Origin of the sequence: Aliisedimentitalea scapharcae (assembly GCF_045277565.1) — a bacterium.
GTDB classification, from domain to species: domain Bacteria; phylum Pseudomonadota; class Alphaproteobacteria; order Rhodobacterales; family Rhodobacteraceae; genus Aliisedimentitalea; species Aliisedimentitalea scapharcae.
The window spans coordinates 3,552,594-3,573,287 of sequence record NZ_CP123584.1 but is presented as its reverse complement, the minus strand read 5'-3'; the positions used below and the strand labels follow the sequence as shown (position 1 = coordinate 3,573,287).

Here is a 20,694-nt window from a genome sequence, read left to right as displayed (position 1 = left end):
AGGGAGGAAGACCATGAAAACCATCAAAGGACCGGCGCTATTCCTAGCCCAATTTGCAAGCGATGAAGCCCCATTCAACTCTTGGGATAGCATCACCAAATGGGCGGCGGATTGCGGATATAAGGGCGTACAGGTGCCCAGTTGGGACGCGCGTTTGATTGACTTGGCCAAAGCGGCATCCAGCAAAGATTATTGCGATGAATTCAAGGGCAAAGCGCAAGAGAACGGCGTTGAGGTCACCGAGCTTTCGACCCATTTGCAGGGTCAGCTGGTCGCGGTGCATCCTGCATATGACACAGCCTTTGACGGCTTTGCGGACTCTTCTGTTCACAACAATCCCAAGGCCCGCCAGGAATGGGCTGTGGATCAAATGATGAAGGCGATTTCTGCGTCCAACAACATGGGGATCAAGAACCATGTGTCATTTTCCGGAGCGTTGGCGTGGCCATACGTTTATCCATGGCCGCAGCGGCCAGCGGGTTTGATTGAGGCAGCGTTTGACGAACTGGCGCGCCGCTGGCGGCCCATTTTGGACCACGCCGAAGACAATGACGTCAACATTTGCTACGAAATCCACCCGGGTGAAGACCTGCACGACGGCGTTACCTTTGAGATGTTTTTGGAGCGTGTCGACAATCACGCCCGCTGCAACATGCTGTATGATCCCAGCCATTATGTGCTGCAATGTATGGACTATCTCGACAATATCGACATCTACAAAGACCGGATCAAATTGTTCCACGTAAAAGATGCCGAGTTTAACCCCACGGGCCGCCAAGGTGTCTATTCCGGCTATCAGCCTTGGGTCGATCGCGCCGGCCGCTTCCGCAGCCTTGGCGATGGTCAGGTCGATTTTGGGGCAATCTTTTCCAAGATGGCTGCGAACAATTTTGACGGTTGGGCCGTGGTCGAATGGGAATGCTGCCTGAAGCACCCGGAAGACGGCGCACGCGAAGGGGCGCAGTTCGTCAAAGACCACATCATCCGCGTCACTGAACGCGCCTTTGATGATTTCGCAGATGGCGGCACAGACGACGCTGCAAACCGTAAAATGTTGGGGATCGACTGATGACCCGTATTCGTCTTGGCATGGTTGGCGGCGGCAATGACGCCTTTATCGGTGGCGTCCACCGCATTGCGTCCCGCATTGATGACCGGTTTGAACTGGTTGCTGGCGCTTTGTCCTCCACCCCTGAAAAATCCGCAGCGAGTGCGCAGGCGCTTGGCATTCCACGGTCCTACGGCAGCCTTGAGGAGATGGCCAGGGCCGAGGCCGCGCGCGACGACGGGATCGAGGCGGTTTCTATCGTCACACCCAATCACGTTCATGCGGCGGCGGCCAAGGCGTTCTTGGCCCACGGTATCCATGTGATCTGCGACAAGCCGTTGACCTCGACCATGGACGACGCGATCGCACTTGAGGCAGCCGTGAAGGACGCCGAGGCGCTGTTCATCCTGACCCATAACTACACTGGTTATCCGATGATCCGGCAGGCGCGTGAGATGATCGCTGCGGGTGACTTGGGTGAGGTGCGTATCGTGCAAGCGGAATACCCGCAAGATTGGCTGACCTCGCCGATGGAAAACGCAGGGTTGAAACAAGCGGAATGGCGCACCGATCCGGCGCGCTCTGGCGCGGGTGGGTCCATTGGCGACATCGGCACGCATGCGCATAATCTGGCGTGTTTTGTCAGCGGCTTGCGGGTCGAAAGCCTTGCCGCTGATCTGCAATCTTTTGGCGCGGGACGGACGTTGGATGACAACGCCCATATGATGCTGCGCTTTGAAGGCGGGGCGCGTGGGATGCTGTGGTCGAGCCAAGTGGCTCCGGGCAATGAAAACGCGCTGAAACTGAGGATATACGGCGAAAAGGGCGGGTTGGAATGGGCGCAAGAAGACCCCAACTACCTGTGGTTCACGCCGCATGGCGAACCGAAACGCTTGCTGACGCGCAATGGTGCGGGTGCCACTGAAGCATCCCAAGCCGTCAGCCGCATCCCCGGCGGTCACCCTGAGGGCTACCTTGAAGGGTTTGCGACGATCTATAACGAGGCAGCGGACGCGATCCGCGCAACTCAAAATGGCACAGACCGCGCCAAAGCCATGGGCATCCTTCCCGGAATCTCGGCGGGCATCGACGGAATGCGATTCATCACCGCCTGCGTCACGTCGTCGGCGGGCAACGCGGCGTGGACAACCCTATGACGACCCGCCCCCTTGTCGCACTGCAAGATGTCAGCAAAAGCTTCGGCCCTGTCGAAGTGCTGCATGGCGTAAATCTTGCGCTGCATGCTGGCAGCGTACATGCGCTGATTGGCGAAAACGGGGCGGGTAAATCCACGACGATGAAGATTTTGGCGGGTTATCAGCCGCCCACACAGGGCGATGTCCTGTTTGAAGGGCACCCCGCGCAGTTCGGCAGCCTGCAAGACGGCGAAGCGGCGGGGATCGTGATGATCCATCAGGAGTTCAACCTCGCCGAACAGTTGACCGTTGAACAAAACATCTTTCTGGGGCGGGAGTTGAAACGCGGACCGCTGCTCGACAAAGCTGAAATGCGACGCCGCACAAAGGAATACCTGATCCGTGTTGCCTGCGATGTGTCGCCTGACGCGCTTGTTTCTGGGCTGTCCAATTCAGAAAAGCAGATGGTCGAAATTGCCAAGGCTCTGTCGCGCGACGCGCGGGTCTTGATCATGGACGAACCGACCGCCGTGCTGACCAACCGCGAGACAGACGTGTTGTTCAAACAAGTCGCAGCCCTGCGCGCGGCGGGCACAGCGATCTTGTTTACCTCGCATAAGCTTGATGAGGTCGCCGCGATTTCGGACCACATAACGATCATGCGCGACGGCGATGTTGTGCATTCTGGCGCGACCTCTGAGATGAGCGAGGATGCCATGGCCACCGCAATGGTGGGTCGCGATGTGTCTGATCTTTATCCCGCCAAGCCGGGCGTTGCGGCGGATGCGCCTGTTGTATTGCAGGTTGAAAATCTGAGCGTGCCAGGGTTTGCAAGCGACGTGTCATTCACCTTGCGGCAGGGCGAAATCCTGGGGATCGGCGGGTTGATCGGCTCTGGCCGGACGGAAGTGATGGAAGGCCTTGCAGGTTTGCGCCCCGCAACCGCCGCCAAGGTTACCTTGTTTGACAAACCCGCCCGTTTCAAACGCCCCGGCGACGCGCAGCAGGCGGGGCTTTGCTATTTGACTGAAGATCGCAAGCTACGCGGGCTGTTGTTGGAACGCGGCATGCGTGAAAACCTGACGCTGGCGAATTTGCACAAATTTGGCGGTTTCATGATTGACCGCCGCGCCGAGGAAACCGCCCTGACCGACGCAATCACAGAATTTGATATCCGCGCGGGCACCCGTGATGTGCAGGTCGGCAATATGTCCGGCGGCAATCAGCAAAAGCTGCTGCTGGCGAAGGTCATGCTCTCTGAGCCCCGCGTCTTGATCGTCGATGAACCCACCCGTGGCATCGACATCGGCACCAAACAACAGATTTACGCCTTCCTGCGCAGGCTGGCAGATGCGGGGCACGCGATCATCGTGATCACCTCTGAAATGCCTGAACTCATCGGTTTGGCGGACCGGATCATGGTCATGCGCCTTGGCGCTGTCAGCGGCATGTTGGCCCCCGACGACATTAATGAAGACGCAATCGTGCGCCTGTCCATGGGATTGCGCACTGACAAAACGCCGGAAATGGCCTGAGGGAAACAGATGACTGAAACAACCACACCTCAATCTGGCGGCATGCGTCTTCCGTCGATGTCCGTTCTGGGCCCCATTATTGCCTTGGTAGTCTTGTTGATCATCGGCGCGATGTTGAACTCCAATTTCCTGAGTGCGGCCAATATCACCAACGTTCTGGCGCGCTCTGCCTTTATCGGGATCATCGCGGTGGGCATGACCTTTGTGATCACCGCAGGGGGCTTGGATTTATCCGTGGGATCAATGGCGGCCTTTATCGCGGGGCTGATGATCTTGGTGATGAACGCGGCGCTGCCAAGCTTGGGGATCGGCATTCCGATCATCCTCTTGGGCATGCTGACCGCGATTATTGCAGGCATGCTTGCGGGGCTTTTGAACGGCTTTCTGATCACGACCTTGGGGATTGAGGCGTTTATCGTCACGCTCGGCTCCATGGGCATCTACCGCAGCCTGGTGACGTGGCTGGCCGACGGGGGCACGCTGTCGCTCGATTTCGGTCTGCGCACGTTTTACCGCCCGGTCTACTTTGACGGCATCCTTGGGATCAGCTGGCCGATCATCGTTTTTGCGGGTGTCGTGATTATCGGAGAGATCATCATGTCGCGCACCACCTATGGACGCCACTGTGCTGCCACCGGATCAAACGAACATGTCGCGCATTATTCCAACGTGAACGTGCGCCGTACGCGCCTGATTTCTTATGCCGCACTTGGCATTTTGGTGGGCATCGCGACCATCATGTATGTGCCGCGCTTGGGTTCGGCATCTGCTTCAACTGGGGTGCTGTGGGAACTGGAGGCCATCGCCGCTGTGATCATCGGCGGCACTGTCCTGAAGGGCGGATTTGGCCGGGTCTGGGGCACCGTTATCGGTGTGCTGATCCTCAGCCTGATCGGCAATATTCTGAATTTGACCGACTTTGTGTCGCCCTACCTGAACGGCGCGATCCAAGGGGTCATCATCATTCTCGCTGTGATCCTACAGCGCGAACGGAAGGCGGCATCTTAGGCTGCAAGCCAACGCTTCAAGGGAGGAGCAACCATGAAATTTACTAAAACATTTATCGCGGCCGCACTGGCATCAGCTGTCGGCGGGGCTGCATTTGCAGATGGTCACGAGGTCAAGGTGATCGGCGTGTCCATTCCCGCCGCGACACACGGTTGGGCCGGTGGCATGAACTTTCACGCCGCTGAAACTGTCGAGCGTCTCGAAGAGGTCTATCCAGGTCTCGACTTCGTTCTGGCAACGGCGTCCGATCCGGGCAAGCAGGTCAACGATATCGAAGACATGGTCGCCACGCGCAACATTGACGCGCTGGTTGTTCTGCCGTTTGAATCCGACCCGCTGACACCGCCTGTTCAGGCTGTTGCAGATAGCGGCGCATGGGTGACTGTTGTTGACCGTGGTCTGTCTGTCGCTGGTATTGAGGACCTGTATGTCGCAGGCGACAACACGGGCTTTGGCACAGTGTCCGGCGATTACATGGTGTCCAAGATGCCTGACGGCGGCGATATCGTTGTCTTCCGTGGCATCCCCACGACCATCGACAACGAGCGTGTGGATGCGTTCACAGCCGCAATCGAAGGGTCCGGCATCAACGTGCTGGACATGGAGCACGGCAACTGGAACCGTGACGACAGCTTTACTGTGATGCAGGATTTCTTGTCCAAGTATGACAACATCGATGCTGTTTGGGCCTCTGATGACGACATGGCCATTGGTGTTCTGGCTGCGATCGAAGCGGCGGGTCGTGATGATGTGCAGTTCGTCCTTGGCGGTGCTGGTATGAAGGAAATGATTAAGCGGACAGCCGACGGCGACGCAATGATCCCTGCCAACGTGACTTATCCGCCTTCAATGATCGCAACAGCGATTGAATTGACGGCTGTTGGTCTGACGTCGAACGCCCCTGTGTCTGGCGACTTTGTGATCGGGTCGGTCCTGATCACGCAAGAGAACGCGATGGACTTCTACTATCCTGACAGCCCGTTCTAATAGCTCTCCCAAGGTCATCGGCGGTTCCGCCGGTGGCCACCTTTTCCAACAAAAAAATGAGACGCACGTGACATATCTTGGTCTGGACCTCGGCACATCTGGTGTCAAAGCGCTGCTCATTGATGGCGATCAAAACGTTTTGTCTGAGGGTCATGGCCCACTCACTGTTGCGCGCCCTCATCCGATGTGGAGCGAACAAGACCCACTGTCTTGGATCACCGCTTGTGAAGCCGCGATAGCCCAAGTGTGCGCCGCAGTCCCCGCCGAATTTTCGGCGCTGCGGGGAATTGCCGTGTCTGGCCAGATGCACGGTGCGACGTTGTTGGATGCCAATGATAAACCGTTACGCCCTGCGATCTTGTGGAACGACGGGCGATCCCTTGCCGAATGCGATGAGCTTGAAGCGCGCGCAGATTTTCGCGGCATCGGCGGAAACATCGTTATGGCTGGCTTTACCGCCCCGAAACTGCGTTGGGTGCAAAAGAACGAACCTGAGATTTTTTCAAAGACGCGCAAAATTTTGCTGCCCAAAGATTTCATCAACTTCTGGCTGACCGGAGAGTACGTCTCAGAGATGTCGGATGCGGCAGGCACCCTGTGGCTCGATGTGGCCAAACGCGATTGGTCCGATGACCTGCTCGTGGCCACGGGGCTGACCCGCGACCACATGCCCCGATTGGTTGAAGGCAGCGAAAAAGCGGGCGATTTACGCGCCGAACTTGCAACGCAATGGGGCACAGGCCCTGTCGCTGTCGCAGGTGGTGCGGGGGACAATGCGGCGACCGCCTGCGGGCTTGGCGTTGTGCACCCCGGTCAAGGTTTTCTGTCGCTGGGCACATCCGGCGTGCTCTTCACGGTGACGGATACATTCGCCACCAACACCGACAGCGCCGTCCATAGTTTTTGCCACGCGGTGCCCGAGACGTGGCACCAAATGGGTGTCATTCTGTGTGCCACCGATGCGCTTGCTTGGCTTAGCCAGATCACCGGCCAAACGCCTGCGGCCCTGTCCAGCCTCGTGGCAGACGTGAGCGCACCCTCCCCCATCACGTTCCTGCCGTACCTATCGGGCGAACGCACACCCCATAACGCCCCAAACGCGACAGGTGCGTTCCACGGCCTGCGCCGCGATCATACGTTAGCCGACATGGTGCAGGCGGTTATGGAAGGGGTCGGTTTTGCCTTCGCCGATTGCTGTACAGCACTTGATGCGTGCGGCTCGCTCCCAGGTTCAGCCTGCGTCTCAGGCGGAGGCAGTCAATCGGCGGTATGGCTTAAAATGATTGCGAGCATCACTGGGCTGACGCTTGATGTGCCTGACAGCGGCGCGCAAGGGGCCGCATTGGGCGCGGCGAGGCTCGCAATATTGGGAACGGGCAATGCAACCGCCGATGACGTCCTTATGCCGTCAAAAGTGCGTCAGGCCTACACGGCAGATCCAACGCTGTCGGATCTCTATTCAACGCGTTTGCAAAGCTTCAGAGACGCTTGGAAAGATTGACCCTTTTGGTTTCAGCCCTGACTGTTCGACCTTATTCTAGCCGTTGCCGCCAACACCGTGGCGCAAAGAAGGAATACTCTAATGACAAATGTCCTGGATCAACTCCGCACTATGACAACTGTTGTCGCTGATACCGGCGATCTTGCGGCGGTTCGGACATATGAGCCGATTGATTGCACAACTAATCCGTCTCTGGTTCTCAACGCTCTGGAACATGCGGCATCCGAAGATTTAATCGCACGCGAAATCGAGGCAGGCAAAACTGTGGGTATGACACCCGAAGAGGTGACCGAAGTCCTGACGGTTGCAATGGGGGCTGAACTTGCGGCGCTGGTCCCGGGCCGCGTCTCGACTGAGGTTGAAGCTTGTCTGTCGTTTGATACCGAAAGGTCGGTCTTGCGTGCGCGCGCCATTATCAATGAATACAAAAAACGTGGCGTCGATAAGAGCCAGATCCTAATCAAGTTGGCTGCAACATGGGAAGGCATCCGCGCCGCTGAAACCCTGCAGGCGGAAGGTATCGATTGCAACCTGACACTTCTCTTTTCCATGGCACAAGCCGTTGCCTGCGCCGATGCCAAATCATATTTGATCTCACCATTCGTTGGCCGCATTACCGATTGGTACAAAAAGAATGAAGGCCGGGATCATTACGCACCAACCGACGATCCGGGCGTAAAGTCGGTAAGCGCAATTTACGACTATTATAAAGCCAATAAGATAAGCACAGTCGTGATGGGGGCGTCCTTTCGTAACACAGACCAAATCAAGGCTTTAGCTGGGTGTGACAACCTAACGATTGCACCCAGTTTGCTTGATGAATTGAGCAATGATCACAGCCAACTTGCGCGCGTGCTTGCACCCGATAAGAAGGGCGAGATCACCGAAGCTCTAATGGATGGGGCGACTTTCCGTTGGCGCATGAATAAAGACGCAATGGCCACAGAAAAACTGGCTGAAGGTATTCGAAACTTCGATATGGATCATCAAAAACTGGTCACATTGATTGCCGCACGAATGACCTGAGATAACCGAGACGGCGATGTCGTCTTGACGACAGTCCTGCACGTCGAGAGAGGCCTGCCTTCTATCACGGAAGCTATTGAAAATCCGACCAGTGAAGCTCGCAGCTTATTTCAATGGCCGGATATCCTATCGCATGCCGCTTAACATCTGACATGTGGGCAGTGGAACAGAAACGACAGTTGGAAATTGGCCAGCATCAAGAGACTAAAACGGCCACATTTATAGAACGGCTGCCTCTCGACCAAAACATCTCTGCAGTTGCGAACAAATGCTGCATAAACAGCAGCTGCGCCCAAATACAGCGACTTCTTTGTTCCTTGAAGTGCAGGTTCGGCCTCTGATCCATGCCGCACTCTGCACGAATGGCTGGTTTTCCCACCGCGTGGCAGCATCGAGATTTATACGGACACAGAATTTCTCACGCTGCGAGCGCGCGCAGCGTGAAAACCGATCTCACAGTAATGGGATGTACCGGCTGCTTCACCCGGCAGGTTAGGCTTTGCCTATTTCTGCAAACAGGAGAAGTAGTTATGAAATCGAAGAACCCAGAAGACATCGACGGGATCGTTGTCATTGGCGTGGACATCGGAAAAGACACGTTCCATCTGGTTGGCTTTGACCACGCAGGTCAGCGCGTTTTGCGCAAAAAGATTAAGCGGTTGGCGCTGAAGTCGGTCTTTGAAGAATTGCCGCGCTGCGTTGTCGGCATGCAAGCCTGCATGAGCGCGCATTTTGTCAGTCGTATGCTGCGTAAACTTAGGTTTGAGCCCCGGATCATTCCAGCAATCTACGTGAAGCCATTCAACAAAGGCCAGAAGAACGATTACAACGATGCGGAAGCAATCGCAGAGGCCGCCATGCGACCCAACCTGCGAACAGTAACTGAGAAAAGCCAGGACCAGTTGGACCTGCAGGCAATGCACCGAGTTCGGTCGAGGCTGGTGGCACGCCGCACCGCCACGATCAATCAGATCCGAGCGTTTTTGATTGAGCAAGGCATCACCGTGCGGGCGGGACGGCATGCTTTACAGAGTTCTTTTGAGGCGATCCTTGAGAACCGGCGCGATGAAATCTCCTCGCGAATGCGCGGCACGCTCCTTGGGCTTTATGGCGACTGGCTCTGGGTTGATGAACGGATCAAAGCAATCTCGTCAGAAATTGAGGAGATCAGCAAAACAGAAGAAAACTGCGCCAATGTCATGACCATTCCCGGGATCGGACCACTCATCTCAACGGCTATCGTGGCCGCAATTGGTCATGGGCGAGGTGTTTGACAGAGGCCGAGATTTTGCCGCTTGGCTCGGTCTCGTTCCGCGTCAGTTCAGCACGGGTGGGCGGACAATCCTTGGTCGGATCAGCAAGCGCGGCAACGGGTATCTAAGGATGCTTTTGGTGCAGGCCGCAAACGTCATTCTCATGCGATCGCACCGCTGGGATTCGATCGGTCTTGGCCCGTTGTGTCCGTCGTCAGAGTTTTTGGAACCAGTGGCTGCCTAAACTAAGAGAGAGTTTGGCTCATCTGTTTGGTTTGATTATGCGGCGTGCTGGCGGTGATGCAATCGTCGCGCTTCGCGTGTTTTCCGTTTGATCCTTTCACGTTGTTTTAGAATGGCTTTGTCGCGCCCGAAGTAGACGTCGGCGGGTGTGACGTTGTTGATGCTCTCGTGGAAGCGCTGGTGATTGTAGTGGTCGACGAAGGCTTCGATCTGAGCTTCGAGGTCACCCGGTAAGAAGTAGTTTTCCAGCAGGATGCGGTTCTTAAGGGTTTGATGCCATCGTTCGATTTTGCCCTGCGTTTGCGGATGATATGGCGCACCGCGCGCGTGCTTCATACCTTTGTCCTTTAGCCATTCGGCCAAGTCGCCTGAGACATAACTGGAGCCGTTGTCGCTAAGAAGACGCGGCTTATGAACGACGTGGATTTGATCACAGCCAGACGCCTGTAGCGCCAATTCCAGTGTGTCCGTTACATCTTCTGTCCGCATGTTCGTGCAGAGCTTCCAAGAGACGATGTAGCGACTGTAATCGTCCAGGACCGTGCTGAGATAGAACCAGCCCCAGCCCAGAACCTTGATGTAGGTGAAGTCTGTCTGCCAAAGCTGGTTGATACCAGTTGTCTTATGCTGGAACTCATCCATTGCCCGGCAGGCGATTGCAAAGCAATCTGCCGAGAGGGGGCCGCCTTCAAGACGATGAACGCCGGGCTGGTGATGAGATCATGGGCTTTGAGGGTGCGATACACCGTAGATTCCGAGACAAAATAACGGTCTTGATCGGTGAACGTCACGGCCAGCTCGCGGGGCGATAGCTCTGTCTCTTTCAAGGCGAGGTCGACAACCTTGCGCTTCACTTCGACGGGAACGCGGTTCCAAACGTGATTGGGCTTGGGAGATCGATCCTGCAAACCAGCCTCACCACGCTGCAGATACCGGTCGTACCAGCGGTAAAATGTGGTGCGGGGAATGCCCAGCTTGGCCAGTGTCCGACGCGCTGACAGGTGGCTTTCTTCCACCAGCCGAATGATCTCCAGCTTCTCTGATGCGGCATATCTCATTCGTGGTCGTCCCCATCCCCGAGCATGCTTTTTTGAGAAGACGCAGTTCAAGCGTCTGCTCTGCGACGACCTCCTTGAGATCCTTTGCCTCGCGGCGGAGTGCCTTGACCTCATCGGTGTTGGCTGCTCGTGCTGTGTCGCCAGCAAGCCTCTTCTTGCCAGCTTCCATGAAGTCTTTTGACCATTTGTAGTAGACGCCCTGCGATATCCCTTCACGACGGCACAGCTCGGCAATGCTGTCTTCGCCGCGCAGCCCATCCAGTACGATCCTGATCTTCTCTTCGCTGGAATAATGCTTGCGCGTGCCGCGTTTGATATCTTTGACGATCTTCTCGCCAGGGCTCTTCGTTGTCTTTCTCATCGTCCACTCCTCGGTGGCTACGATGAGCAACAAACCCTCTCTTAGCAAATAACCCTATTTGGACCCATAAGCGCTGACGTCAGACAGAGCAGCCTCTTTCTGAAAGACCTGGCCCAGAAGACCCATCACGGCCTTGAGGGTCGTGTCCGCAAAGGCAAGTCGGCAGGCGGTGTCATTTATGGTTACGATGTGCTGCGCAGCTTCACAGCCGACGGCGAGGTTTCTACGGGCGACCGGACTGTCAATGAGGAACAGGCCACCATCGTGCGTCGCATATTTGAAGACTACGCTGCCGGTATCAGCCCTCGCGCAATCGCTGGCAAATTGAATGACGAAGGTGTAGATGGGCCGCTTGGTAGAGGCTGGGGGGCATCAACCATCTACGGAAACTGGCGACGCGGCACCGGTATTCTCAATAACGAACTCTATGTCGGTCGGCTGATCTGGAACCGGCAGCGGTTTATCAAGGACCCGACATCGGGGAAACGGCAGGCCCGCCTCAACCCACCTAAGGATTGGATCATCGAAGACGTGTCCGATCTGCGCATCCTGCCCCAAGACCTTTGGAAGGCAGTCAAAGCCCGCCAGGAAGCCACACGCAACGTGGCCATCAGCGACGGCGTGCGTAAGCTTGGAAGAACCAAGCGCGCCAAACACTTGTTTTCAGGAATGTTGACCTGCGGGGAATGTGGTGGCGGCGTCATTCAGGTTGGTAAGCACTACTACGGCTGTTCTGCCACCCGTAACAAAGGCACCTGTTCCAATCGCGTCACCATCAAACGGAGTGAGCTGGAAGAGCGTGTTTTGATCGGCCTCAAGGACCAGTTGTTCCACCCCGGCCTCATTGCCGAGTTTGTCAAAGCCTACCAAGAAGAGCACAATCGTCTGACTGCCCAAACCTCCGTCAACAAGGTTAAGACAGAGCACGAATTTACGAAGGTCATAAGTCAAACCGACCGCATTGTAGACGCCATTGCCGAGGGCATGTTTCACGAAAGCAGGAAGACCAAGATGGACAGTCTGGGGGTCCGTAAGGCCGATCTAGAGAACGACTTGGCGAACGCGAAGGCAAAAGCGCCTGTCTTGCTTCATCCCGGTCTTGCGGATCTCTACCGTGATACTGTGACCGACCTGTCTCGCGCCCTAAATGATCCTGCGACAAAGGCCGAGGCCACCGTTATCATCCTTAGCCTTTTGACGGAGATCCGGCTTATCCCTGAGGGCGACGGACTGGCTATTGAATTGGTTGGCGAACTGGCAGGCTTATTCGCACTTGGGGTGGCCCAAAAACAAACAAGGCCACCCGAAGGTGGCCTGTTCGACAGTAGTGGTTGCGGGAGTAGGATTTGAACCTACGACCTTCAGGTTATGAGCCTGACGAGCTACCGGGCTGCTCCATCCCGCGTCAATTGAGGCTGATGTAGATCTAATCATCGGGGACTGCAAGCGGAAAAGTGGCACAGAAAATTACTTTTGTGGCAGGGGCTTTGATCGTGACCGATCGAGCGACCCAGTGGACGCGCCTGTGAACGTTCGGGTCAGGTATGATCCCAATGTGTTATGCGTGCCAACCTCCCAAAAACTGGTGTCAGTTCCGTGCTGTGGCTCTTGGTGCAGGGACCCGTGCGTATGGCGCGAACGCGGGCAGGCGGGTCGCTAGGGAGCGCTCGAGACCCGGGAGTTCCTACCTTCACCAAGCTTCGGACAGGACATTGGTGATTTAATGCGTGAGATATGATATGACGAAACATCAATTTGGTTTTGATGAATTTTGCTGGGAGTGGATAGAGATGAACGATCCCGACATTGCCGAGCAACTGGTTGAGGCGCTTGTTCTGCCTGACGACAATCCCGTAGAGGGTCTTGTGAGGCGCCCCGTTCACACCATCGGCACAGGCGTGGCAGGGTATTTCCAAGCGTCTCCAGTCGCCCGCGATTATTGTACCGCCGAGCATTTTCAAGGCAAACAGCTGGACGTTACTGTTCGGTTTTCAAACGGGTCGGGCAGCGCGATAGAGCGGGATGGCTGGTCCGATGTGCGCGGCATGGCAACCAGGTTTCACCTGTCTGATGGTGGTGCAACAGATTTGGTGGCGATGACGCTACCCGAATTTTTTGCACCGACTCCTGAAACATTTCTGGAGTTCGCCAAAGAAGCAAAACCAGCGCCGTGTGAACGCCTGTCACCTTGGCGGAAAATCGTTGATTTTCTAAAGCTGACGATCCCCATGCCAGATCCCTACCCAGGACAGGATGTCAGGCCGAACGAAGGTGCTATCCGGTTCGCGGATCAGAATAAATTCGCACAACTGGCGGTATTGCAGGCCGCGACGATCGGGGCCCCGGTCAGCTATGAACGGGCGTCCTATCATGCGGTGCATACATTCATCGTCACGGCTCCGGACGGCACGCAACGCTGGGTTCGGTTTACATGGCAACCTATTGCGGGGGTGCAAAACACCACCCCCAAGGACCCCATTGTTGACACATACCTCAAGGAGAAGCTGGAAGAGTGTCTGGACAAGGGAGGCGCGCGGTTTTCCCTGATGATGATGATCGGAGAGCTGGGCGATGATTTCAACGACTCCACCCGCGCCTGGCCCCCTCACCGCAAACGGGTGATGATGGGGACGTTGACGCTGGACAAAAAAATCGAGGGCGCGGATGGGGATCTGGAAAAGATCAGTTTCAATCCCTGCAACTTGACGGATGGCATCCGGGCTTCGGACGATCCGGTGCTGAAAATCCGGCGTGAGGCCTATGAATATTCGAGCAAACGGCGAGACGCGACACCTTGCCCATTTTCAGGGAGCTGAATTCATGACGGATGATGGCGGTTGGTTCAATCGGTACGTCAACAGCCTCCCCGAACGGGGGTGGTTCAAATTTCTGTCGACCTATGTGGTTGTGCCGTATTGGGTCTGGCGCGAAAAAAAGCCAAAACTGCCGGGCGGTCCGCGTCCTTCGCCTCAACCGAGTGAAAACGTGCAGCGCATGATGAATCTGGTGATGCCGCTCAAGGATCCAACCCCTGTGGGGCGCGCCAAGGCCGCCATGGCAATTGCCACGAACGTGGACGAAATATTCGCAGGTCTGGACAATGTCGGCACGGTGCATTTCGCCCGCTTTCTGTTGATCGACGACTATATTTGCATGATCTCGGTTTATGATGGTGATTTCAGCAATTATATCCGCGACTTCATCATGACCATCGGCAGCGTTTTCGACGATGTGATGACTTTGGTGGACGGCGGTGAGGAACTCAAGCCAACGGCGCAGAATGTCGAGAAGTTCATTGACTGGGTGCAGGATCACGACCTGTTCCAGGCACCGGATTTCCCAACGGACCTATTTGGTCTGCAGGATGCAGCCGCGGGCCGTTCCGCTGATGGTCCACCGCATGAATTGTTGAGCCTGCCACGAGAATTGATTCTGCAACTGAACGCGAACCCCAATATTTCGTTGGGCGGCGGCTATCGTGCGTATCCCGGAGTGTCCGCCGCACAGGTCCGTCGCAAACTGGGAGTAGGTTGGTAATGAGCGAAGCTTATGATTCAAACGAAGTCCAGGGCAACATTTTGCGGGGCTACCGAAACAATATGGTGCGTTACCTCATTCTCGAGGTGTCGGACCTGGCTGCAGCGCGGCGGTTTCTTGCGGCGTCGGCCGATGGGACCGACGCAGATGTACCAAAGATTACCAGATCAGCATGGTGGGCCACGAAACCCGATGTCTGTTTCAACATAGGCGTGACCTACGAAGGGTTGCGGGCGCTGGGGACACCAGGCGAATGCCTGGACAGTTTCCCTACGGAGTTCGTCGAAGGAATGCGCGCGCGCGCCATGAAGCTTGGTGATTTTGGGTCGAGCGCGCCCGAACATTGGCCTGCGCCGTTCGACCAGCCTGAGCGGGTGCATATCATAGCATCGATTTATGTGGACGAAGAACATCATCTTGATGTCGTTCAGGGGCAGGTCGCGCGTGCTTTTAATGTGATTGGCGTCAGGAACGGGCGTAATCTGGCCGATCAAAAGGTGTTCTTTGGCTATCAGGACAGCATCTCGCAACCCAAGTTCCGACATGTTGATGATCCTGAGCAAGCCGCTGCAAATGAACCCGCTGATCCCTTGGGAACTGTTCTGCTGGGCTATCCGACGCGGATGCAAGGGCTTGAATTCAGTATTCCTCAGCCCCGCGAACTGGGATTTAACGGGGCCTTCAATGCCTTTCGCATCCTGGCCCAGGATGCACAGGGGTTTGAAACCTATCTGGACAAGGCCGCTGACATGTTGCTGACCCATCCCAGGGCCAAGGACCTGTTGGTTCCGGGTACCGAAGACCGCATTGGTGCGGGGTTGGATCGCCATGGTGCCCTGCGCGAGGTTGTGGCGGCGCAGATGTGTGGACGTTGGCGCAACGGCATGCCGTATGAAACCTCGCCAGATGCGCAATGGCCAAAATCCGAGGAGCCCGGCGCGCTCACAAATTTCGATTATCATCACGGGTCCCGATGCCCGGCAGGGGCGCATATGCGGCGCGTCAACCCGCGGGGCGGTCCGATCGTCCAACGTATTGCCAACTACACGCGCCGGCTTGTGCGGCGCGGTATGTCTTATGGCCCCGACTTTGACCCCGCCAATCCCGATAGCCAGGAACGGGGGTTGTTGGGTAACTTCATCGGCGCGAATTTCGGGGCCCAATTCGAAGCCGTCATGTGTGATTGGCTGAACCTGGGACTGCAGGATCCGACTGTTACCGGCTCCAATGATCCGTTGATTGGGGCCAATTCTCCGGAAACCAGCTGGTTTGACCTGACACTCCCAAAAGAGGGGACTATTCGACTGAGAGGGTTTCCCCGGTTTGTGACCACACGCGGCGGAGCCTATACCTTTTTGCCAAGCTTGTCTGCGATCCGCTATTTGTCCCGGCTGACGGGCTGACGGGTTATCTGGCCTGTCACGCGTTCAGTTCGGCCAATGCCACGTTGATCCGTGTCAGCATGGGGGATTTCCCTGCTGGCTCGACGATCCGTTTGGCTTCGTTCAGATGCTGAAGCGCCTGGGCCTTCTTCTTCTTGATCTTGTAGAGCAATCCCAGGATCAATTCGCTTCGGGCGATGTAATGTCCTGCGGGATCGAACTGAGGATTGGCGCGCACGTGTTCGATCAGTTCAATGATCCGCTTGCCACCGAACAGGAAAACACCAGTCAAGGCGCTGATATTGCGCATGAGCACGCCGAGAGATGCGCCGCCTTCGCCGGATAGAATTTCGAGATAGACTTCACACAGAAACAACCGGTTCCAATCGGCGGCGATCCTGGTGCCTTCGGCTTCCCGACGGGCAATCGCGTCTTCGATCTGGCGCAACCCGGCCCCGATCTGACCGTCCATCGCCAGCGCGACCCCCAGCATGGTTTCCGGACCTTCCGCGAACAGTGCCCACCCGTTCTGTTTGCACATATCTACGTACCCTCGAACGTCCTCCAGCGCCCCTGGTTTGCCCAATGGAACCAAAGCAGAGAATCTCGATGAATCGGCAATTGCCATTTCAAATTCGGCCCGGGAAACGCTGTGCGCCTGTTCGGATATCTCCAGCGCGGTTTGATGGTCGTCGGTGACCATGGCAATCAACGCCTTCATCGCGGTTCCGTACCCCAGGGAACGAGGATCGTTCTTGGAAATGCCTTCGGCGCGCATGCGGTCCGCGGCTTCATGCGCTTTTGTGACCCGACCGCGGGTGAGCTCGTTCCAACCCACGGTGGCAACAAAGAAATTTTTCAAATAGGCATCGTCGAAACAGGTCAGGGCAGTCTCTGCTTCCTGTCGCTTGGTCTCGAAAACATCATCGGGAATGGGCGCGCAATAGATCGACACCGATAGCTCGTTGACCAATGCATAGGCGATCGACTTGGGGTCGCCCAAACGATTGGCCATTGCCGTCAGTTCCTGCTGGACACCAAGCGCATCGCGATAGCGGCCGCTGCACACCAGACAGGATACATAATGATGCAAGAAGAGAACGTGGTCACCGCTATCGCCAATGCCATTGAGAATTGGTCTGACCTTGGGGGCCAGTTCGATCATGGGTTTGACCATGAGCGAGATGTTCGAACACAGCGCATAATTCGCGAGGAATTCGGCAAACTCCGCGTCGCTGGCACAGGTCGGATCATCCAGGTAGAGCGCCAGGGCAGAGGCAAAATACCGGTTGGCCTGATCGTGAGAAAAAACACCCAGACTTTTTGCACCTGCCAAAGCGCTGTACCGAAAGGCGAGATCCTTACGGTCGGTTTGCGCGTAATGATAGGCAAGGGTATCGGCCACCTCGGCAAGCCGGTCCTGGTTGCGCTGGACCAGAGCTTCGGCAATCGCCAAATGCAGATCAGCCCGGCGATCGGACACCAACCCTTGATAGACGGTGTCTCTCAGCAGCACATGTTTGAACATGTAATCCGACGAGTTGGTTTCGCGGTAGACAATGTCCTGCGCCTGCAATCTGTGCAAGGCTGCACCTGTTTCCCCCGCGCGTCCAATCACAAGAGACAACAGGCCCGGATCGAAACGCCGACCAATTGTGGCCGCCGCCTGAAGCAACGCTTGGTCCTGGGGCTGCAATCGGTCAATGCGGGCCGTCAGCAGGCTTTGCATGCTTGCGGGTAGCCCGCTTGTCGCCTTTTCGGCGTCAAATTCGGCCGTGCCCGATGTGATGCGCAACGCGCCCTGGTCGATTAGATAGCTCAGGATCTCCTCGCCAAACAACGGATTGCCCCCAGCGCGTTCTGTGACCTGTTGGATCAGAGCATCGGGCAGGGTTTCAACGCCCAGACGTGTGCGGGCCAGTTGCCAGATGTCGCCATCCTCAAGCGGTTGCAGTGCCAACGCTTTCACCCAGGGCAGGGTGCACCAACCGGGATCATATTCCGGGCGCCGTGTCAGGAGGATCAACAGATTCGACTGCGTTCCGCTTTCGATCAGTTTGCGTAGCATCTCTTCGGATGCGCCATCGATCCAATGGATGTCCTCGATCAAAAGAACCACCCGTGTCGCCTGGCATTGCGCCTGCAACAACGCAGGGAGAAGATCGCGGGTCCGCAGGCCAATCAGAACACCGTCAAGCCCGTCCAGTGATCCGTCTGGAGGGGGAAGGCCCAACAAGTTGAGCAGAAGGCCCAGATTCTCGGGCGTATCCAGCCCCGCCCGGCGAAGCCCGGTTTCAAGCTTTCGCGCGATTTCAAACGGCTCATCTTCGTCGCGGATCTGGAACGATCCGCGCATAACTTCGAGAAACGGCAAAAACGGGGTTTGTTGGCCATTGGCCGAGCAATGCCCGGTCAGCACAAAGGCGTCTTCTTTTGTTATCGGATTTAGAAATTCGAAAATCAGGCGGGTTTTACCCAGTCCCGGTTCGGCAACAAGATCCACCACTTGAACCCGGTCACGGGCGCGCTCCAACGCGCCAGCCAGCGTCGCCAGCTCTGCATCGCGTCCGATATATTGGCTGAGGCCACGCGCCAGCGAGGCATCAAACCGCGTGGCCCCTTCGCGGATGGACAGCAACCGCCATAGCTTTTGCGGTTTGGCCACGCCTTTGATCTGATACTCGTCATCAAAGCTGAGGTCGACAAGCCATTCGACGAGACTTCGGGTCGCGTCGCAGATCAGGCAGCCACCTCTGGGGGCCAACGCCTCGATACGCGACGCGAGGTTCACGGTATTGCCGACCGCTGTCAAAGGCGACCCTTCGCCTTCGACATGGGCCATGACGACGGTGCCCGAGCTCACACCGACCCGCATACTGGGGCGTTCACCAAATCTCGCTTCGATGTCTTCGGTGGCGTCGCCAAAGGTTTTCTGGATCGACAACGCCGCCTGGCAGGCCCTCAGCGCGGCATCCTCCTGGGCGTCTGGAATGCCAAAAACTGCCATGACACTGTCCCCGGCAAAGCCGCGGACAGACCCGCCATGATCCTGAACGGCACCGGTCAGTTCCTTGTAAACCATTCGTGTGAATTGGAGAGTTTTTTCCGCGCCAAGTCGCTCGACGATGGCGGTATATCCCACCATGTCGGTGAACAGAACGGAGACCAGACGCCTTTCGCCCAAACGCGTCGATTGGATCTCGGGTATGGCGGGTGTTTCATCCATTATTAAGATATTTTACAATATCCTGATGGAAACGCTAGCAAAGCTTGGCCTGATCAGGCTGGGCGATGGTCTTTTCAACCTATGCGCAGGGCCAGAAGAAACAGGAGCGCAATGCGGGTGCCAAAAGACCTGAACGCCACGGGTAAATACGCCTGTTTTGCGTTATGGCCTGTTTGGGGGCTCAAGACATCACAGTGCAAAAGGGCGCTGTGATGCGCCCTTTTGCCGTCTACGTAGTCCGAAAAAAGGCAACAAACTATGCTGTGAATTCCAGCTTCAGACCGGGGCGTGGCCAGCGGGTCTTGTAGATTTTTCCGGTACTGGACGCTGTGATCCACATATCCATCATGTCTTCGCCGCCAAAGCACATATTGGTGGTGAAAATATCCGGTACATCGACATGCTCGGTCGTGCCATCCATTTCAAAAATGGTGATACCTCCGGTAAAGATCGTACCAACACAAACGCGGCCATCCGCTTCGACCTTGAGGCTGTCGAGCCACTGAAATCCTGGAAGGGTTTGGACGACTTCACCGGGCATGATGCCCTGGATTGGTCCATCGTCCAGACCAACCGGGCGACCTCTGCTGTCTCTTTTGATCTTCATCTTCCAGAGTCGCCCGAAAATCGTATCCGACACAAAAACGGTGTCTCCATCAGGCGATAGTCCAACACCGTTTGCCATCGGAATCGTGGCCATCCGCACAATCGAAGATCCATCTGTCGTTGCATAATACAGCCCCCCCTTGCGAAGGGTTTCATCATCCTGAATGCCGGTTTCGGTGAACCAGAACCCTTTGGCCTTGTCAAAAACGATGTCGTCGGGGGCCAGAAGCCGTTTTTTGTCACATTCCGTGTACAAGGGCGTAACCTCACCAGACGTCAGATCCACCCTCTGGATCAAGCCACCGGTGTAATGTTCTGGATCAGGAAGGGGGATGTTCACCCCACCAGGGCCGGCGTTCTTGAAACAATAGACACCGCCGTTGTTGCAGACATAGGCCGCACCATCGGGCCCGATTGCTACGCCGTTTGGGCCACCGGGGATCTCCGCGACATCATGACGTGCGCCACTGGGCTCCAGGCGCACCAGGGTTTCTTTTTCAATGTCGACGAACAGTACCGAACCGTCGTTCATTGCAACGGGCCCTTCGGGAAAGCCCAGGCCGTGTGCGACCTCTACCAAGTCCAGTTTAAATGCCATTTTGCTGCTTCCCTATGTTGATGCGTTTAAATTCCCGTCTCAAGTTCCGGCCGCCGCTGACAACCGCGCTTTTCAAAAATGTATAGGAGCCCCCCTGTTAGAGCTTAGCCATTTGGTGGCTTTCGGGCAATTGGCTTGCTCGGTTCGGAAAACCTGGAGAGGCCCGTCAAAGCGTGGCGACCTTTGGCG

At 56.4% G+C, this 20,694-nt stretch carries 13 protein-coding genes, 1 tRNA gene and 2 pseudogenes; 12 read left to right on the top strand and 4 right to left on the bottom strand.

Annotated elements, in window-relative coordinates:
- The first annotated feature begins 13 nt into the window (after positions 1 to 13).
- The 8 genes and pseudogenes from QEZ52_RS16670 to QEZ52_RS16635 form a co-directional block, all read left to right on the top strand.
- Positions 14 to 1,069, top strand: a complete 1,056-nt coding sequence (locus QEZ52_RS16670; RefSeq protein WP_406645596.1) for a sugar phosphate isomerase/epimerase family protein — start codon at positions 14 to 16, stop codon at positions 1,067 to 1,069.
- Positions 1,069 to 2,205, top strand: a complete 1,137-nt coding sequence (locus QEZ52_RS16665) for a Gfo/Idh/MocA family protein (RefSeq protein ID WP_406645595.1) — start codon at positions 1,069 to 1,071, stop codon at positions 2,203 to 2,205. Before QEZ52_RS16670 ends, QEZ52_RS16665 begins: the two co-directional genes overlap by 1 nt.
- Positions 2,202 to 3,719: a sugar ABC transporter ATP-binding protein gene (locus tag QEZ52_RS16660; RefSeq protein WP_406645593.1), complete on the top strand. Its 1,518-nt coding sequence runs from the start codon at positions 2,202 to 2,204 to the stop codon at positions 3,717 to 3,719. The genes QEZ52_RS16665 and QEZ52_RS16660 overlap by 4 nt, the downstream gene beginning before the upstream one ends.
- 9 nt (positions 3,720 to 3,728) lie before the next feature.
- Positions 3,729 to 4,727, top strand: coding sequence for an ABC transporter permease (locus tag QEZ52_RS16655; RefSeq protein ID WP_406645592.1), 999 nt, complete (start codon positions 3,729 to 3,731; stop codon positions 4,725 to 4,727).
- A 33-nt stretch (positions 4,728 to 4,760) separates the two neighbouring features.
- A complete protein-coding gene (locus tag QEZ52_RS16650; RefSeq protein WP_406645591.1) occupies positions 4,761 to 5,714 on the top strand; it encodes an ABC transporter substrate-binding protein in 954 nt (317 codons plus the stop codon).
- A 67-nt stretch (positions 5,715 to 5,781) separates the two neighbouring features.
- Positions 5,782 to 7,215: a xylulokinase gene (gene xylB / locus QEZ52_RS16645; protein WP_406645589.1), complete on the top strand. Its 1,434-nt coding sequence runs from the start codon at positions 5,782 to 5,784 to the stop codon at positions 7,213 to 7,215.
- 81 nt (positions 7,216 to 7,296) lie between these two features.
- Positions 7,297 to 8,241 (top strand): transaldolase, encoded by a 945-nt coding sequence (gene tal, locus QEZ52_RS16640; RefSeq protein WP_406645588.1) that lies wholly within the window; start codon positions 7,297 to 7,299, stop codon positions 8,239 to 8,241.
- 530 nt (positions 8,242 to 8,771) lie between these two features.
- A pseudogene (locus tag QEZ52_RS16635) lies at positions 8,772 to 9,696 on the top strand (IS110 family transposase); the annotation flags it as partial.
- A 77-nt stretch (positions 9,697 to 9,773) separates the two neighbouring features.
- Here QEZ52_RS16635 and QEZ52_RS16630 read toward each other — a convergent pair.
- Positions 9,774 to 11,156: pseudogene (locus QEZ52_RS16630) on the bottom strand (IS3 family transposase).
- 189 nt (positions 11,157 to 11,345) lie between these two features.
- Between QEZ52_RS16630 and QEZ52_RS16625 the strand changes: the two are divergent.
- Complete coding sequence (locus tag QEZ52_RS16625; protein WP_406645586.1) at positions 11,346 to 12,506, top strand: recombinase family protein; 1,161 nt, start codon at positions 11,346 to 11,348, stop codon at positions 12,504 to 12,506.
- Here QEZ52_RS16625 and QEZ52_RS16620 read toward each other — a convergent pair.
- Positions 12,485 to 12,561: transfer RNA gene (locus QEZ52_RS16620), tRNA-Met, on the bottom strand. The genes QEZ52_RS16625 and QEZ52_RS16620 overlap by 22 nt on opposite strands.
- 385 nt (positions 12,562 to 12,946) lie before the next feature.
- On the opposite strand from QEZ52_RS16620, the gene QEZ52_RS16615 reads away from it, so the two are divergent.
- Genes QEZ52_RS16615 through QEZ52_RS16605 form a run of 3 tightly spaced genes read left to right on the top strand, consistent with a single transcriptional unit; the run spans position 12,947 to position 16,096 of the window.
- A complete protein-coding gene (locus QEZ52_RS16615) occupies positions 12,947 to 13,972 on the top strand; it encodes a catalase (RefSeq protein ID WP_406645584.1) in 1,026 nt (341 codons plus the stop codon).
- Positions 13,973 to 13,976: 4 nt separating this feature from the next.
- Positions 13,977 to 14,693, top strand: coding sequence for a hypothetical protein (locus tag QEZ52_RS16610; RefSeq protein ID WP_406645583.1), 717 nt, complete (start codon positions 13,977 to 13,979; stop codon positions 14,691 to 14,693).
- Positions 14,693 to 16,096, top strand: a complete 1,404-nt coding sequence (locus QEZ52_RS16605; RefSeq protein ID WP_406645582.1) for a hypothetical protein — start codon at positions 14,693 to 14,695, stop codon at positions 16,094 to 16,096. Before QEZ52_RS16610 ends, QEZ52_RS16605 begins: the two co-directional genes overlap by 1 nt.
- Positions 16,097 to 16,112: 16 nt before the next feature.
- Here QEZ52_RS16605 and QEZ52_RS16600 read toward each other — a convergent pair whose 3' ends face one another.
- Together QEZ52_RS16600 and QEZ52_RS16595 are read right to left on the bottom strand one after the other, a co-directional pair.
- The gene (locus QEZ52_RS16600) at positions 16,113 to 19,301 is read right to left on the bottom strand and encodes an ATP-binding protein (RefSeq protein WP_406645581.1); all 3,189 of its coding nucleotides are present in this window, start codon (positions 19,299 to 19,301) and stop codon (positions 16,113 to 16,115) included.
- A gap of 256 nt (positions 19,302 to 19,557) precedes the next feature.
- Positions 19,558 to 20,505, bottom strand: coding sequence for an SMP-30/gluconolactonase/LRE family protein (locus QEZ52_RS16595; RefSeq protein WP_406645580.1), 948 nt, complete (start codon positions 20,503 to 20,505; stop codon positions 19,558 to 19,560).
- Positions 20,506 to 20,694: the final 189 nt, after the last annotated feature.